At 70.6% G+C, this 16,442-nt stretch carries 13 protein-coding genes; 11 read left to right on the plus strand and 2 right to left on the minus strand.

Going from position 1 to position 16,442, the window contains the following annotated elements; all coding sequences use genetic code 11:
* The first annotated feature begins 55 nt into the window (after nt 1-55).
* On the plus strand, nt 56-1,264 hold the full coding sequence (locus ASH01_RS07820) for an acyltransferase (RefSeq protein ID WP_162263870.1): 1,209 nt from the start codon (nt 56-58) through the stop codon (nt 1,262-1,264).
* 70 nt (nt 1,265-1,334) lie between these two features.
* Here ASH01_RS07820 and ASH01_RS07825 read toward each other — a convergent pair whose 3' ends face one another.
* Nucleotides 1,335-3,140, minus strand: coding sequence for a CotH kinase family protein (locus tag ASH01_RS07825; RefSeq protein WP_082619599.1), 1,806 nt, complete (start codon nt 3,138-3,140; stop codon nt 1,335-1,337).
* Between the two features lie 251 nt (nt 3,141-3,391).
* On the opposite strand from ASH01_RS07825, the gene ASH01_RS07830 reads away from it, so the two are divergent.
* From ASH01_RS07830 to ASH01_RS23910, 10 genes are all read left to right on the plus strand, one after another.
* A complete protein-coding gene (locus ASH01_RS07830) occupies nt 3,392-3,937 on the plus strand; it encodes an NADPH-dependent FMN reductase (protein ID WP_235509569.1) in 546 nt (181 codons plus the stop codon).
* Nucleotides 3,938-4,210: 273 nt separating this feature from the next.
* Entirely contained in the window at nt 4,211-5,266 is a 1,056-nt protein-coding gene (locus ASH01_RS07835; RefSeq protein ID WP_056773897.1) for a trypsin-like peptidase domain-containing protein, read from the plus strand.
* A 2-nt stretch (nt 5,267-5,268) separates the two neighbouring features.
* Nucleotides 5,269-6,417, plus strand: coding sequence for a hypothetical protein (locus ASH01_RS07840; RefSeq protein WP_056773900.1), 1,149 nt, complete (start codon nt 5,269-5,271; stop codon nt 6,415-6,417).
* Entirely contained in the window at nt 6,414-9,338 is a 2,925-nt protein-coding gene (locus tag ASH01_RS07845; protein ID WP_056773903.1) for an AAA family ATPase, read from the plus strand. The genes ASH01_RS07840 and ASH01_RS07845 overlap by 4 nt, the downstream gene beginning before the upstream one ends.
* A 39-nt stretch (nt 9,339-9,377) precedes the next feature.
* Complete coding sequence (locus ASH01_RS07850; protein ID WP_056773906.1) at nt 9,378-10,028, plus strand: hypothetical protein; 651 nt, start codon at nt 9,378-9,380, stop codon at nt 10,026-10,028.
* Between the two features lie 186 nt (nt 10,029-10,214).
* Nucleotides 10,215-10,805 carry a hypothetical protein gene (locus ASH01_RS07855; RefSeq protein WP_056773909.1) on the plus strand — a complete coding sequence of 197 codons (591 nt, stop codon included), beginning with the start codon at nt 10,215-10,217 and terminating at the stop codon, nt 10,803-10,805.
* Between the two features lie 69 nt (nt 10,806-10,874).
* A complete protein-coding gene (locus tag ASH01_RS23365; RefSeq protein WP_200961777.1) occupies nt 10,875-11,447 on the plus strand; it encodes a hypothetical protein in 573 nt (190 codons plus the stop codon).
* 142 nt (nt 11,448-11,589) lie between these two features.
* Complete coding sequence (locus ASH01_RS07865) at nt 11,590-13,359, plus strand: DEAD/DEAH box helicase (RefSeq protein ID WP_056775216.1); 1,770 nt, start codon at nt 11,590-11,592, stop codon at nt 13,357-13,359.
* 328 nt (nt 13,360-13,687) lie between these two features.
* Complete coding sequence (locus tag ASH01_RS23370; RefSeq protein ID WP_200961778.1) at nt 13,688-14,494, plus strand: helix-turn-helix transcriptional regulator; 807 nt, start codon at nt 13,688-13,690, stop codon at nt 14,492-14,494.
* 401 nt (nt 14,495-14,895) lie between these two features.
* The gene (locus ASH01_RS23910) at nt 14,896-15,291 is read left to right on the plus strand and encodes an AAA family ATPase (RefSeq protein ID WP_327191913.1); all 396 of its coding nucleotides are present in this window, start codon (nt 14,896-14,898) and stop codon (nt 15,289-15,291) included.
* On the opposite strand, the gene ASH01_RS07880 is transcribed toward ASH01_RS23910, so the two are convergent.
* A complete protein-coding gene (locus ASH01_RS07880) occupies nt 15,285-16,370 on the minus strand; it encodes an acyltransferase family protein (protein WP_082619600.1) in 1,086 nt (361 codons plus the stop codon). The two genes, ASH01_RS23910 and ASH01_RS07880, sit on opposite strands and share 7 nt — an antisense overlap.
* Nucleotides 16,371-16,442: the final 72 nt, after the last annotated feature.

The following is a 16,442-nucleotide window of genomic DNA, read 5'->3' on the forward strand; positions in this document are numbered from 1 at the left end:
ACCCACAGCCCGTCCCCCGTGCATGCCGCGCACACGTCGACCTGCGGACGTGCTGATGAGCACCTCTGCACACGGGGGCCGGCCCGAGCTCGTCGACCCGTCGCGCCCAGACGTCGCCGTCCTCGTCGGAGATTCGGGTCAGAGCGTTCACGCGGTCGTCGAGGATGCACGCACCAGCGTCCAGACGCACGCGACGCAGGCGCGTCCCCGACCGGACCTGGCGTGGATCTCATGGCTGCGGTTCGTGGCCATCGCCGCAGTGGTCACGATCCACACTGTTGGCTACAACGCGCTGGAGCCCGGGGCCCGGGGCACGCTGCGTGGCACCACGGCCATCTACCTCGACGTCCTGGGGGTCTTCGCGGTCCCGGTGTTCGTCATGCTGAGCGGCGCCCTGCTGCTCGACCCTGCCCGCTACCAGGGGCCGCGTGAGTTCCTCCGCAAGCGCGCCCTCCGGCTCCTGCCGGCCATCGTCTTCTGGCACGCCTGGTACTTCCTCGTGCGCGTGCTCCTCCTCGACCAGGACCTGGGGCTGAGCGACGCCGCGGCCCAGGCACTGAGCGGCAAGCTCTACGGCGCCCTCTACTTCTTCTGGATCGTGCTCGGCCTGGCGGTGCTCACACCGTTCCTCATTCCCTTCGTGGCACAGGCGACGCGCAACCAGATGCTGGTCGTGGGCACGCTCGGGTGCCTGATGACAGCCGTGAGCCAGGCGACGGCGCAGTGGCGCGACACCCCCGACGTGTTCGTCGAGACGGCCTGGACGTGGTGGGTCCCCTACCTCGGCTACTTCCTGCTCGGCTGGGCGCTGCGCGGCGTCGTCCTGCGAGGCCGAGCGCTGGCCGGGTCGCTCGTCGTGGTTGTCGCGCTGGGAGCACTCATGCCGTGGCAGTGGCGCAACCCCGACGCACCGGAGTGGCTCGAGACGATGAGCCCGGCCTGGTACTACAGCATCACGGCGATGGTCTACTCGGCGGCGCTGTTTCTCCTCTTCCAAGGAGTGATCCGGCGCGACGGACCGCTGCACCGTCTCGCCTCGCCCCGGATGAGCTCGCTGGCGCGAACCCTCGGTGACGCGACGATGGGAGTCTTCGCGCTCCACCTCACGATCCTGTTGTGGGTCTTCGAGTGGCCCGTCATCGGTGGCGAGCACACGGCGGGGAGCACGGTGGTCCTGCTCATGCGCATCGCGGCCGTGCTCGCGTTGACGTACGTCATCGTCCTGCTCCTGCGACGCGTGCCGGGAGTCAAGCGCCTGCTCTGACGCGGTTCCGCCTCCCGCCCGAAGCCGGACCCTGGACGCCCTGGGTCCGGACGTCCGGTCGTGGTGACCGTCACTTCCTGACGATGCGGATCTGCAGCGCCTCGAGGCGCAGCGAGCGCCCGGTCGTGCCCGCCGTCGCGCCGTTGGACACCCAGCCCATCCAGCCGATGTTCTGCACGTGGACGCGATAGCTGATGGTGTAGCGCGTCGCGAGGTTGCCCGTGAGCTTCAGCTGGATCGCCTCCATGCGGAGCGACCGCCCCACCGTGCCGATGACGGCGCCGGGAGCCTGGTAGCCCATCCAGCCGATGTTCTGCACGTGAGCGTTGCCGACGACGGACCCGGTCGTGGTCGTGTTGGTGTCGGTGATCTTGATCGCCTCGGCGCGCAGGGACCGACCCGTCGTCCCGGTCATCTGACCGGTCGACACGGTGGGCTGCCAGCCGATGTTCTGCACGTGGGCGGAGTAGCGCAGGACCGGCACGTTCGCACCGTAGGCATGGGCGAGGTACGAGGCGCGCTGCGCAGCCCACGAGCGGAGCAGCGCCACCTCGGCGGCCCAGGTCGACGTGATCGGCGAGTGCCCGCCGTTGAAGGCGATCACCGAGGTCTGGCCGAGGATGTTGGGCCAGACGACGAAGTTGTGGGCGGCCGACTGCAGCAGCTGCGTCTGGTAACCGTCGATCGTGGAGGGCACGTCGTTGACGAAGGGCTTCAGCGTCGCGTACGTCGCGTTGGCCTGCGCCGCGAACGCCTGGTTGCGGAAGAGCTGCGTCCACCAGTCGAAGGGGCCGTTGCCCTTGATCGTCAGGAGCTCGTTCTTGACGTAGTCCTCGGTGGGGTTGCCGCCGCGGTTGGTGGTGGCGTAGTTGCCGAGGGAGATGTCGTAGTCCCAGACCGGTCCGGCGTGCAGCTTGTCGGTCGGGCCGTCCTTGTAGAAGAAGACGCTGGACAACGCGACGTCAGGGTTCTCGACGAACTCCGAGACGAAGTAGTACTTGACGAACGAGTCGACGTCGATGAGGGCGCTGATCTTGGTCCAGTCCGGATTCCGTGCGTAGAGGAGCCCCTCGAGGGTGTTGATCGTGCTCTGGACGTCGTCCCACCCGGCCTGGGTGTCGGCATCGAGCACCACTCCCGGGTCGTTCTTGAACCCGACATAGGAGTCCTTGAGCGTGAAGATCGACCTGCTCCTGGCCGTCGTGAAGTGGATCGGTTCGGCGGCGCCGAAGTGGCTGTCCATCTCGACGAGGACGCCCTGGGGGCTCGTCAGCGCGACGTGGCTGTCCGGCTTGGTCGGGTCGAACTTCGTGACGGTCACCTTGTCGGTCAGCAGGTAGCTGCCGAGATCCTGGCCATTGACGACGAGGTCGACGAACCGCGACTCCGGGGTGGCGACCATGCCGAACTGGCGGGCGAGCTCGAGCGTCGCCTTGTTGCGCATGAGTGACGGGTCGGCCCGGTTGGCGATGAGGATCCACGTCTTGCCCGGCAGCATGCCCAGGATCGCGGTCTTCTTGTCGAACTTCAGCTGGTAGGACTTCTTGTCGAGGGTCCAGGTGAAGTTGCCGTGGCCCTTGATGGTCGGGCAGCCGACGCCGAGGGGCGCGACGTCCGTGGGCAGTGTCGTGCACGCGAGCGTCTGGGTGGTCGTGCCGTCGGCGACGTCGACCTGGCTGGCGACGGGAACGTCCTTGTTGGCATGGATGAAACTCAGGGAGTCCTTCGCGGGCAGGTCGGTCAGCGTCACGTAGACGGTCGGCAGGTCCGTGACCGTCGCGGGTGGCGTGGGCACGGCCGCGGTCGCGGCCACGGCGGGCCCCACCAGGGCCAGCGTCGCGAAGAGCGACAGGCTCGCAACTCGAAGGTTTCTCATAAGCAAAGAATGCAGCTACTAAAGGCGTGCGAGATCGGTTTGGGAATTGTCGACCTTTAGTCGCAAGTGCAATTCATGACAATGCGTTTCTTTTCCCATTTGTTTATCGCAAGTCTGAAATATCGTGCATTCCCGACGTTCAATCGCCGCACTCCGACCCACAGGACCACCGACCGGCCCTGTGGCATGGGTCACAGCCGCAGCACCGGGGCGTCAGGAATGCCCGACGACCCGTGATAGTTGGTTGAACCGTGAAGCAACTTCGTATCGTCGTGTCCTCCACCCGCCCCGGCCGCATCGGCCCGAAGGTCGCCGAGTGGGTGGCCGCCCAGGCACCCGCGAGCGAGTGGGAGGTCGAGCTGCTCGACCTGTCGTCGCTGCCCTTCTTCGACGAGGAGGACATGCCGCGCAACGGCAACTACGCCAAGCCGCACACGAAGGACTGGGCCTCCAAGGTCTTCGAGTCCGACGCGATCGTCGTCGTGACGCCGCAGTACAACCGCAGCTTCCCGGCGCCGATCAAGAACGCCATCGACTACCTCTTCGCCGAGTGGGACGCCAAGCCCATCGCCCTCGTCGGCTACGGCTGGAGCGGCGCGAGTGACGCCACCGCCGACCTCACGAAGGTCCTCCAGCACGTCAAGGCCGACGTCGTCGGCTCGACGGGCCTCGTCTTCACCCAGGACGTCTCCCCCGCCGGTGAGCTCGACGTCACCGACGAGCGTCGCGGCGAGCTCGGCGCGCTCCTCGACGCGCTGGCCGCCAAGGTCGACGAGCCCGTCGGCGCCACCGCCTGACCCCAGCACACGCACTCCCGACGGGGGCCGCCCACCACGGGCGGCCCCCGTCGTCGCTCCCCGATGGCGTATGCCGTCACTCCGCCGGGCTCCCCCGCCGCCGGGGCGTCTGCCGGAGTATCAGACCCGCCCCCACGCGCTCCGTCTGACAGGTACGCCGTTCGGTCGATTCGCCTGAAGTGAGGCGTGCCCGGTGCTTGACTGGATGGGCGCCACGGATGGGAGGGCGGTTGTGATGGGCACACAGCTGCGCGGGCCGGCAGAGGTCGCGCCATGACCCATGTCCTCGACGCGCTCCCGCTCGACTTCACCGACCCGAAGGTGCAGCAGCTGGAGACCGCGCTGATCCAGACCTTTCCGACGGCGGGTGACCTGCGAATGGTCCTGCGCAAGTCCGGCATCTCCGAGGCGTACGTCAACCTCCTGCAACCGACGGCCGCCGCATGGCAGGAGGTGCTCGACGTCGCCCGCAAGCAGGACCGCCTCAGGGTCCTTGTCGCAGTGGTGATCCGCGAGCCGAACTCGGCCGCGATCCGGCCCATGCTCGAGGCGCTCCTCGCCGACACACTGGCAGCGACACCGAGCGCCGAGGCACCTCCTCCCGACGAGCCGATCGCCTGGAAGAGCGACCCCACCCCCGACGGGCTCGAGCGCCAGATCGGGGCCCAGTCGACCCTGCTCGACGTGTCCTTCCTCCAGCGCGGCATCGAGATCAGCCCGTCGGTCGTCAAGCTCGTCGTCACGCTGAACGACGAGATGCGTTACAACGGGACGGGATTCCGCATCTCCGACGACCTGCTCCTCACCAACCACCACGTCCTCTTCGACGACCAGGGTCCGGCCACGACCGTCGAGGCCTGGTACGGCTACGAGCGGTCGTTCGCAGGGGCGACCCGCGAGCCACAGGTCATCGCCTGCGACCAGGGCACGATCGTGGGGCGCAAGGACCACGACTGGGCAGTCGTCAAGGTCGCGAGTCCCCTTCCGGCACAAGCGCGCCCGATCGAGATCGCGGGGGCACCGACGCCGGCGGTGGCGGACCGGGTCTACATCATCCAGCACCCCGACGGGCGGGTGAAGCAGATCGGGATGGTGCACAACACCGTGGTCAAGGTCGACGACGACAGGATCGGCTACCTCACCGACACCGAGGGCGGCTCGTCGGGCTCGCCGGTCTTCGACGAGCAGTGGCGCCTCGTCGGGCTGCACCACCGGTGGGAGACGGACGTCGTGGGCGGCCGACGGCGCATCTACAACCAGGGAGTCCGCATCGAGCGCGTCGTCGAGGGCCTGGCGGCCGCAGGCGTCGTCCTGGAGGGGGCGGCCTGATCATGGGCTACCTCGACCACCGGTTCGACCCCGGCACCCCGGCCGGGCAGTACGTCGTGGAGCGACTCGGGTCCCGCTACTTCGAGAAGCAGCCGATCCAGGAGCTGGCCCTGGCGGCCGGCGTGCAGCGCGACCAGATCTTCTGGGAGCAGAAGGCATCGCAGCTGTGGATCGACGTGCTCGAGACGGCGTGGAAGCAGCAACGGCTGCGTCTGCTCTTCATCGCCATCTCCCAGGACGCCGGCGCCGACCGGATCTTCCAGGACCTCGCGGCGGAGCCGACCGATCACGAGGTCGTCGAGATCCCGCCCCAGTCGGGTCAGTCGCAGCCGGTGGTGGCCGGAGCCGTGGCCGCCGTCACCGAGGCGGTCGGGGCGATGTTCACCGCCGCGGTCCTCTGGGACGACGTGCCGCTCATCGACCGCACCGACCTGCGCGGCCACGTGCAGCGGATGCTCGGACCCGGCGGTAGGCGGGCGCTGCTCGTCAGAGGCCCCAGCGGTGCCGGCAAGACCCACACCCGCCAGTTCATCCGCTACGTATCCGAGAACGCCGTGCCACCGAACGGCACGAAGGCGAAGGTCAGCCCCGTCGACGCCGCCCGCCGCGCCGGCAGCCCGATCGACGTCCGTGAGCTGGCCGACACGGTCGCACGCTTCGTCGTCGGCGAGCCCGCGCCGAACTTCGACCCGACCGCCCAGCCGCAGACCGTCGTGTGGCTCTTCAAGGACTGGCTCGTGGCAGAGGTGGCCGCCAAGGGCGACATCCAGGACTGCTGGCTCGTCTTCGACGGCTTCGACCGGACGACCGCCACGGCCGCGGCGCTGCAGCTCGTCATGGAGCTGGCGCAGTCGGCCGCGGTCCGTGACCTCGGGCCGGTGCGCGTCATCGTGCTCGGCTACGACGACCCCCTCTCCGAGCCGGATCAGGCCCTCGTCGAGCCCCTCCGCCACCCCGGCGACGACGACGTCAAGGCGTTCATCCGCGCGTACGCGACACGGGCGCAAGGCATCTCACCCGGCGCTGACGCGGTCGACGCCGTCTTCGACGAGCTGGTCAGCGACGGCGGTCCCATCTCTGACCGCCTGCTGGTCGAGCTCGGTCCGAGCGCGTTCGCCCTCTGTCTCGACGTGTTCGGGGCGCTCCCGTGAGCGGGTCCCCGTCCGGGCGGACCCCCGTCGTCACGGCCGAGGACGTCCGGGCCCGGCTGGCCCAGCGGGCGTCGGCACGGTCGGCACCGTCAGCCTCGAGGCCCCGGCCCACCGCGCCGGAAGCCTCGGGGGCAGCCGCCGCGCCCTCGTCGACGAGGGACGTCGAGCCTGCCGCGACGGGCCCCACCAGTGACGCAGCCGCCCCGGACCCCGCTCGGCAGCGCCTGCGCGAGCGGGTCGCCTTGCTCGACTACTTCACCGTCGACGCCCTCGAAGGCCGTACGACGCGAGAGACCCCGCGACACCAGGAGATCGACGGCTTCATCGGCACCGACTGCGAGCTCGTCACCACCAGGTCAGGAGGGGGCGCATGGCGCCTGCGGCCCGAGGTGCGCGCCGACGTCCTGAGGTCACTCGGCCCCGGCCGGGCAGTCGCGCTGACGACCGGGCGGTGGGCCGTCGCCCCCGCACCCGACGACGTGACCCACCGGATGGCTGTCCGTCTGATCCACGGGGACACGACGCTCCGCGCGCTCGCGCCGGCCGAGCTGACCGGCATACTCAAGGCCGCCGTCTGGCTGGAGGGTCTCGGGCTCGACCTGCCGGCCGCCGCGGACGTGCAGTCGGCCCTCGACCTCGCCAACGTCCTCACCCCGCTGCGGGCGGTGTCCACGCCGGACTTCGTCGGACGCGAGGTCGAGCTGGCCCAGCTCGAGGCCCACGTCATGGGTGGACCCGGAGGCCTCCCCCTCGCCCTCCACGGCCCCGGCGGCGTCGGCAAGTCGACCCTCCTCGCGACCTTCGTGCTCGACCACATCGAGGGGACGGACGCGCGCCCCCCGATGCCCTTCGCATACCTCAGCTTCGAGCGGGCCGAGCTCGACCCGGAGTTCCCGATCGGGCTCATCGCCGAGGTGTGCCGTCAGCTCGCTCTCCAGTCGACTGACCTCGCCGGGCCGCTCGGCGAGCTGCGCCGGGAGATCGTCGCCGTCGTCGAGGCGGAGGCGGCGCTGCAGCGCGAGACGTCGAGCTCTCGTGGGCTCGGCACCAAGGACGCCGTGCGTCGGCACGTCGACGAGGACTCGTTCCTCATGGAGCTGAGCCAGCGGCTGCGGCGCGCCTGGGGCAGCAAGCCGGTGCTCGTCGTCCTCGACACGTTCGAGGTCGCGCAGCGGCGGCGCCGCTCGACCCTGGGCCGGCTCAACCGCACGCTGCAGAGCCTCCAGCGTCAGCTGCCGTCGCTGCGAGTCGTCGTCGCGGGTCGGGCCGAGGTGACCGAGCTTCAGGTCGAGAACCGACCGCTCGAGGGGCTCGACGACACCCAGGCGAGGCAGTTCCTGCGCCGCGCGGTCGCCGACCTCGCGGTGACCGACGCTCTCGTGGACTCCGTCGTCGAGCAGGTCTCGGGCAACCCGCTGAGCCTGCGGCTCGCCGCCGACCTCATGCGCCGCGAGGGTCCCTCCGTGCTCGCCACGAAACGTGGTCGACGGCGTCTGCTCTTCGACCTCCGGGCGGAGCAGGTGCAGGGCGTGCTCTACCGCCGGATTCTCGACCACGTGGCCCGCCCGATCCGGCCGCTCGCCAACCCGGGGCTCGTCGTCCGGCAGATCACGCGTGAGGTCATCAGCGACGTCCTGGCGGTGCCGTGCGGTCTCGGCGAGCTCGCGCCGGAGCGGGCGGCCGAGCTCTTCGAGATGCTGCGCGGAGAGGTGTCGCTCGTCACGGAGTCGCGGCCCGGCGTCCTCGTGCACCGCGCCGACGTCCGCCAGGAGATGCTGCCGCTGCTCGACGCGGAGAGCCCGGAGCGGGTCGCCGAGATCCACCGCCGCGCCGTCGCGTTCTACGGTGCCCGCTCCGGCACCGACGACCGCATCGAGGGGCTCTACCACCGGCTCATGCTCGGCCAGGCCTCGTCGACGCTCGACGCCCACTGGGACCGCGGCGCCGGGCCGTTCCTCGAGCCGGCGATGAGCGAGCTGCCGCCGTCGTCGCGGGTCTACCTCGCCGGCAAGCTGCGGCTCGAGGTCGACGCCGCCGACCTCGCCGAGGCCGACTACACCGCCTGGGCGCGGCAGGCCACGAAGCAGGCCAGGTCGCTGCTCGACTCCGGTCGCCCGGCCGCCGCCTGGGACCTCCTCGCCGCCGACGACCGCCGGCCGCGCCTCGTCGAGGTCAGCCGACTGCGCATCGAGGCGCTGGCCACCCTCGGCCGTCACGAGGAGGCGATGGCCGAGGTCGACGCGGCGGTGAGCGCCGCCGAGGAGCGTCCCCTGTCGCTCGACTACATCGAGCTGTGCATCGTCGGCGGCCGCGTCGCGGAGGACGCGGGCGACCTGGACCGTGCGGCCCGGCTCTTCGTCGACGCCCGGGAGAGCGCCACCGACTTCGGGGCGCGGTCCGCGGCGCTGACGGCCGGCGTCGGCGTCCTGCGGATGGTCCGGCGCCAGGGAGGCCTCGGGTCGCAGTCGGCGACCCGCCGTCTGCGCGGTGAGCTCATCGCCGAGGCGGCCGGGCTCACCGAGCAGGACAAGGCGAGCCACCCCGGTCTCGTGCGCGAGCTCGCGGCAGAGCTCGGGGACGCCGTGCCGAGCCTGCTCGCCGACGCCTCCCTCCACGTCGGGGTCACCTCGGCCGGCGACGACGCCTCGGGCCACGACGCGAGCACCCTCGACGTCATCCAGGCCAACATCCGCCGGACGATCGAGAGCGACCCCACCATCGGGCCGACCGACCGAGACCTCGACGAGGACGAGGAGGAGACCGCACCCGACGTCGGCGACCTGTCGTCGGCGGTGCAGGGCCACGCGCTCGCCGAGGCCGTCAAGGCCCTGCCCGACGACCTCGACCTGCGCGAGTCGGTGAAGAAGTACTGGCAGGGCGAGGCCGACCGTCCGTCGTTCGACTACAACGCCGACAGCTGACCGCTGACGGGCCACCGCATCACGCGAGAGGGGACGTCAATGCCCACGAAGCCGAAGGCCGATCCGCCGGACCCGAAGCCCGATCCCGCGCCGGGTCCGGCACAGCCCGGGCCGGCGGAGCCGGACCCTGCGCCGGCGCCCGCGCCGCCGACCAGCGCCTCCGCAAGCGGTGCGAGCTGGCGCTGGCTCTTCTGGGCCGCCATCGCGATCGTCTTCGCCTACGTCGTGTTCGTCCTGCTCGCCTTCGTCCGCGCCGACGACACGCTGCCCGAGACGGACTGGAGCCGGTCGGTCTACGTGCTGCTCGGTGTCGAGGCCCTCGCGTTCACGGCCGTCGGCTGGCTCTTCGGCCGCGAGGTGCACCGCGGTGAGGCGCAGGAGGCGCAGAAGCACGCCGACGAGGCGAAGCACGTCGCGACGCTCGAGAAGGACCGCGCCGACACCGCGAAGGACGCCGCAGCACAGGAACGTTCGCGCGCGGACGCAGCCCAGACCAAGGGCCGGATCCTCGCGAAGGCGGTCCACTCCCTCACGGAGCCGGAGGTGACCGGCGGCGGTCCCGGCAGCGGTCCCGGCGGCGGGGACGAGAGGTCGCCTGCCGGCGGTCGCACCCGCGGCATCGACGGCCCGGCCGCCGGCTCGACGCAGGCACTGCGCAACATCGCCGACGAGCTCTTCCCGTCGGACTGACGCCGGGGTTTGTCGAGGCGATGGCGTATGCCGCCCTCCCGCCGTCGGGCGCGTGAGGCCGGCTTTCGCGACCGTTTCGCCGACGAGCCGTCCGATCCGGTGATACAAAGCGGGCATACAGGGCATACGTGTCGTTCCTGAAACAGCCCGGGACGCGGCCGCCCCCCGCCACCACCCGGAGGATGCATGTCTCACGACGACGCCAACGCGTCTCACAGCCCGAGCCGACGCACGGTCGTCAAGGGTGCCGCCTGGACGATGCCCGCGGTGCTCGTCGCCGCGCCGGCACCGGTGGTGGCGGCGTCCGTGGCCCCGCTCACCTTCAGCGGATCCGCCTGCAAGCTCCCGGGCGGCTCGTCGGACACGTACAAGGGCTACGTCTTCGAGCTCGTCGCCACGAGTGCCGGCGGTTCCGACAACACGGTCACGGTCATCACCGGGGTGACCGTCGACGGGATCGCTGAGCCGCACTACGCCGTGTCGGTCAAGAGCGGCTCCTGCACGTGCTCCTCGTGCGGCAGCGCCCCGACGAACCACCAGTGGTGCACCCAGAGCGGCGCCGGCACGCAGCGGGTGCTGCTCTACACCGACGGAGCGGCGAGCGGCACGAGCTCCAACAGCGAGGTCTGCGTCACCTACACCCGCTACCGCTGCGACTGCTCGCCCGTGGTCGGCTCGCAGCCGGTCACCATCTGCAGCGGTCGGCGCTCGACGCCGCCGATCACGGGCGGTGGCGGCGCCTGCCGGATCTCCGACGTCTTCCCCCTGCCCGCCTGACCCACTCACGGACACCGGCAGGGCGCGATGCCATCATCGCCACGAGGTGGGCGAGGACAGGGGTTCGGGATGGATGGACACGTCCGACGCCCCGTGCCGGCTGCTCTGCGACTGGCGGCTCTGTGTGTCGTGGCCGGGTCGCTCGGGGCGTGCGGCTCTGCCACCCCGCCACCCGCCTCGCGACCGCTCACGACGGGAGCGGGCGTCGTCGTCGAACCGCCCGCGACCGCTCCGTCCACGACACCCTCCGCGACACCCTCCGCGACACCCTCGGTCGCCGTCCCGGCCGACCTCACGATCCGACGGAAGACCTGGGGCGGCCTGTGCCCGGGCGGTCCCTGCGGCTCCAGCCTCGTCGTCACTGCGTCCGGTGCATGGGTCCTGAGCTCCGAGGGCGCCACCAGGACCGGCGCCCTCCCCCGGGCCCGCGTCGTGGCCCTGGCCCTGGCTGCGCGCTCCAGCCATCTCGACACCGCCACCGGCACCCCGGACTGCGCCGCGAACCACGACGGCACGTCGGTCGCCTACTCCTGGACCATCGACGGCGTCACCCGATCGGCGTCCTCGTGCGACCACCCGATCGACCGCAGCGACCCTCTCGCGGTTCAGGTCGAGCGGGTCGCGCGGAGCATGAGGGCCTGACCGGATCGGTCAGCCGAGGGCGTCCTCACGCCCGCTCCGGGGCGGGCTGGTTTCGGCGAGCGCTCGGACGCACTACCGTCGAGTCGTGAGCGAGCCGAGTGTCGAGTCCCCCGTCAACGAGTCCCCCGAGGACGGGCCGCAGATCGCGGACGCCGCTCCCGAGCCCGAACGCGTCTCGTTTGCCGACCTCGGTCTCGACGACAAGGTGCTCAAGGCGCTGCGCGACGTCGGCTACGAGTACCCGTCGCCGATCCAGGAGGCGACGATTCCGGCCTTGCTCGACGGGCGCCACGTCGTCGGGCTCGCCCAGACCGGCACGGGCAAGACGGCGGCGTTCGCCCTCCCCATCCTCAGCCGGCTCGACCTCAAGCAGAAGAGCCCGCAGGCGCTGATCCTCGCGCCGACGCGTGAACTCGCCCTGCAGGTCTGCGAGGCCTTCGAGCGGTATGCCGCCCACCTCAGGGGCGTGCACGTGCTGCCCGTCTATGGCGGGCAGGCCTACGGCGTCCAGCTGAGCGCGCTGCGCCGCGGCGTCCACATCGTCGTCGGCACCCCCGGCCGCATCATGGACCACCTCGAGAAGGGCACGCTCGACCTGAGCGAGCTGCGCTTCCTCGTGCTCGACGAGGCCGACGAGATGCTCAAGATGGGCTTCGCCGACGACGTCGAGACGATCCTCGCCGACACCCCGGACGACAAGCACGTCGCGCTCTTCTCCGCGACGATGCCCGCGCAGATCCGGCGCATCTCGAAGAAGTACCTCCAGGACCCGGTCGAGATCACCGTGAAGACGACGACGTCGACGGCGCCGAACATCACGCAGCGCTACCTCACGGTGAGCTACCCGCAGAAGGTCGACGCCCTGACCCGCATCCTCGAGGTCGAGAACTTCGAGGGGATGATCGTCTTCGTCCGCACCAAGAACGAGACCGAGACGCTCGCGGAGAAGCTCCGGGCCCGAGGCTTCTCGGCGATGGCGATCAACGGCGACATCGCCCAGAACCAGCGCGAGCGCACCGTCGACCAGCTGAAGTCCGGCAAGCTCGACATCCTCGTCGCCACCGACGTCGCGGCCCGCGGGCTCGACGTCGAGCGCATCAGCCACGTCGTCAACTACGACATCCCGACCGACACCGAGTCCTACGTGCACCGCATCGGGCGCACCGGCCGGGCCGGCCGCAGCGGTGACGCCATCTCGTTCGTCACGCCGCGCGAGCGCCACCTGCTCAAGGCCATCGAGAAGGCGACCCGCCAGTCGCTCACCCCGATGAACCTGCCCACGGTCGACGACATCAACGCGACCCGTCTCACCCGGTTCGACGACGCCATCACCGAGGCCCTCTCGACCGACAAGGTCGACTTCTTCCGCGACGTCATCGCCCACTACGTCAACGAGCACAACGTGCCCGAGGCGGACGTCGCCGCGGCACTGGCCGTCGTGCTCCAGGGTGACGAGCCGATGCTGCTCGACCCCGACCCGGTCCGTGCCGCACGGACGTTCGACGACCGTGGCCCGCGCGACCGTCGTGACGACCGCGGTGACCGCGGAGGTCGGCCGGGTCGCAACGACCGGAGCGACCGCGGAGACCGAGGCGACCGGGGACCGAGGCGCGGCACGTCCGGCCCGATGGCGACGTACCGGATCGCGGTCGGCCGACGACACAAGGTCGAGCCGCGCCAGATCGTCGGCGCCCTCGCCAACGAGGGTGGTCTGGGGCGCCAGGACTTCGGGCACATCGACATCCGCGCCGACCACTCCCTCGTCGAGCTGCCGGCGACGCTGCCGCCCGGCACGTGGGACAAGCTGCGCTCGACGCGCATCTCGGGTCAGCTCATCGAGCTGAGCGAGTCGCAGGAGCGCGGCAGCCGGCCGGCGCAGTCCAAGCCGTACCGCAAGGGCCCGCGCGACTGACCCCACCGAGCGGCCTCGTCGGCCCTCGGCGTCACCGTCCGGCCGTTGACAGCGGAGCGCTCGGTCGAAGGGGCTCCCGACGGCGCACGGTGCGCTCCCCCCTGTGCAGCACACCCTGCCGTTCCGTCAGCCCGTGCCGGGCCCCGGCTCCCTGAACGCCGACGAACCTCCACGAACTCGTCCAACCCCCACCCTCGTCGTGCCATTCTGAAGGCCGGAGCGGATCACTGTCGAGTGTCGTTTCAGACACCTTGACGGCGACCGCGCTCGGCTCTTCGCAGGGCTTCGGCTGACGGCGGCGGCACTCGCCCTCGTTGGAGGAGGAGACGTGGTGCTCAGTCGACAGGTGGCGTCCGCCAGCGTGGCGCGAGACCTCGCTGTGGCTGCCGCGCGCGGCGAGCCCTTGTTGCCGTTGCTGCCCGCCGTCGTCGAGGTCCTCCGAGCCGACACGGGCGTGGGGCTCACCCGCCTACGTCGGACCGGCCAGGGCATCGACGTGTCGGTGGATGTCGCCGGTTCGGCCCCGATCACGCCGGCCATGGGTCGCCTCGCCGCCGAGGTCGCCGACCGGCACCCGGCGATCCCCGTGCTGTCGACCGCCGGAGCGGTCCGGGTCAGCGACCTCGTCCCGATCAGGGACTTCTGGCACACGGACGTCTACGAGCGGATGCACGGACACGTCGGCGGGCGATACCCGGTGGCGATCATGCTCCACAGCTCCGCGACCGACGTCGTGTTCCTCGGCGCCCACCGCGGCACCGTCGACTTCAGCACGGAGGACCTCCTGCTGCTCGAGGCGATCCAGCGCCCACTCGTGGCGGCGCTGGCGTTCCGGGCCGCGCTCGACGAAGCCATCGCGGTGCTCAGCGACGACGGGATGGCGCTGAGCTGCGGCTCCCTCAGCGAGGACCTGGCGCCGATCGCCGCCCTCTGCACCGCCTACCGCCCCACCCAGCGCGAGGCGGAGGTGCTGAGCCTCGCTGCCGCCGGGTGGACCAACCTGCGCATCGCCCGCCGGCTCGGCATCACCGAGCGCACGGTGCGCAAGCACCTCAGCTCCGTCTACGAGCAGTCGGGTCGCCGCGGCAGAGCCTCCGCCGCGGCATGGTGGGCGGCCCAGCAGGACCACGGCTGAGCGATGGCGTATGCCGTCCGCTCCGGCCCGCGCGCCCCGACCTTCTCGTAGGGTCGGCACATGGGGGACGACTTGACCGCACCACTGCCGGTGCGGCGCGTGCGACGGTCGACCGACGCCACGCTCACCCCCACACAGTGGCCGGCGACCCTCGCCCCAGTCGCGCACGTCCTCGACGGAGGCCTCGACCTCGCGCCCGCGACGATCGTCGTCGGTGAGAACGGCACCGGGAAGTCCACGTTCGTCGAGGCGGTCGCGGTGGCATACGGCCTCGCTCCCGAAGGCGGCTCAACAGGCGCCCTGCACGCCACGCGTCCGACGGAGTCGCCTCTGTCACAGTCGATCTCACTGGACGGGGTGCGGGCGCCTCGAGGTGGGGCTACTTCCTGCGCGCCGAGACGATGCACGGCCTTTTCACCTACCTCGACGACAACCCGTCGCGTCGCCCCGAGCCGCGCTTCCACGAGCTGAGCCACGGAGAGTCGTTCCTCGCGATGCTCAACTCGGACCGCTTCACCGGTGAGGGCTTCTTCGTCATGGACGAGCCCGAGGCCGGACTGTCCTTCCACGCACAGCTCGCGCTCGTCGGGGCCCTGATCCAGCTCGTCTCGCAGCCCGGCGTGCAGGTCCTCATCGCGACCCACTCGCCCGTCGTGGCGAGCCTGCCCGGTGCGCTGATCCTCGAGTTCGACGAGGACGGCATCCACGAGCGGGCCTGGGACGACCTCGACGTCGTCGACCACCACCGCCGCTTCCTCGAAGCGCCAGAGCGCTACCTGCGACACCTCCGCTACTGAGCCGGCGCGACGGTCTCGACGGGGACGACCGGAGTGGGCCGCCCACCAACCGGGACCAAGCGACGCAGTCGCATCGATGGCCGCTCGACGAGCAGCCACGAGGCCCATGCGACAGGCACGGTGATGGCGACGGACAACACCGCGAACCAGACCGAGCCGACTGATGCTGCGACCCCAGCGATGATCATGAGCTGCTGGAGCGGATAGGCGAAGAGATACAGCCCGTATGAGATGTCGTGACGCGTGCCGACGCGTAGCGGCAGACGCGCACCGAGCCAGAGCAGGGCAAACGCGAGCGGCAAGGGGGCGACAGCGAGGTAGAGCGTGTGGTTGGACGCCAAGCACCCAGTCACGACGCCGGCGGCGGCAACCGCCATCCATGGCGACGACGGCAGCCGCTCGCGGATGAACCACAGCAGCACCCCCGCCGCGAAGAAGGCCCAGAGGCGGGCCAGGTCGGGGTCGAAACGTGGCGCGACTCCCGCGCCGAACTGCATCGTCGTCAGCACGGACAAACCGATCAGAATGCGGGATGCAGTGCGCGCCCCGAAGCCAGGCAAAGCCACGAGGAGTCCGAAGAAGAGGTATGCGCCGGCCTCGAAAGTGAGCGTCCAGAGCGGCCCGTTCCACAGACCCGCGTAGGGGACGCCGTGCGGGCTGCCGCCGATGCCGAGGATCGGCGTGACGAGCATGGAGTTCCATGTGACGTACTTGCCCGCCTCGTCCCATGCATACGGGGAGCTCGTGATCTTTGCGGAGACGGGCGCCACGACCAGAGCGGTGAACAGGAGAACCGCCCAGTAGGCGGGCACGATCCGTAGGGCTCTTCGCCAGAGATATGGCCGCATGCCCATCCTCGTGCGACTTCCGGTGATGAGGAAGCCCGAGATGGCGAAGAATCCGTCCACCGCGAAGCCACCGGCATACGGCATCGGTCCACCCGGACCGTGGACCAGCGAGTAGGAGTGCTCCAGGATCACGATCGATGCGAGAACGAGGCGCAGGGCGTTGAGGGCGTTGTCACCCCCAGTGAGACCCACGTGCAGTCGCTCGGCTCCCCCGCTCCCCCTAACTGGCATGGGGCCAGCGTGCACGAGCCACGACAACGTGACAGATGAACGCGAAATCCCTTGGTATCAAGGAGATTCGAT

The organism is Terrabacter sp. Soil811 (assembly GCF_001429655.1).
Classification (GTDB): Bacteria; Actinomycetota; Actinomycetes; order Actinomycetales; family Dermatophilaceae; genus Terrabacter.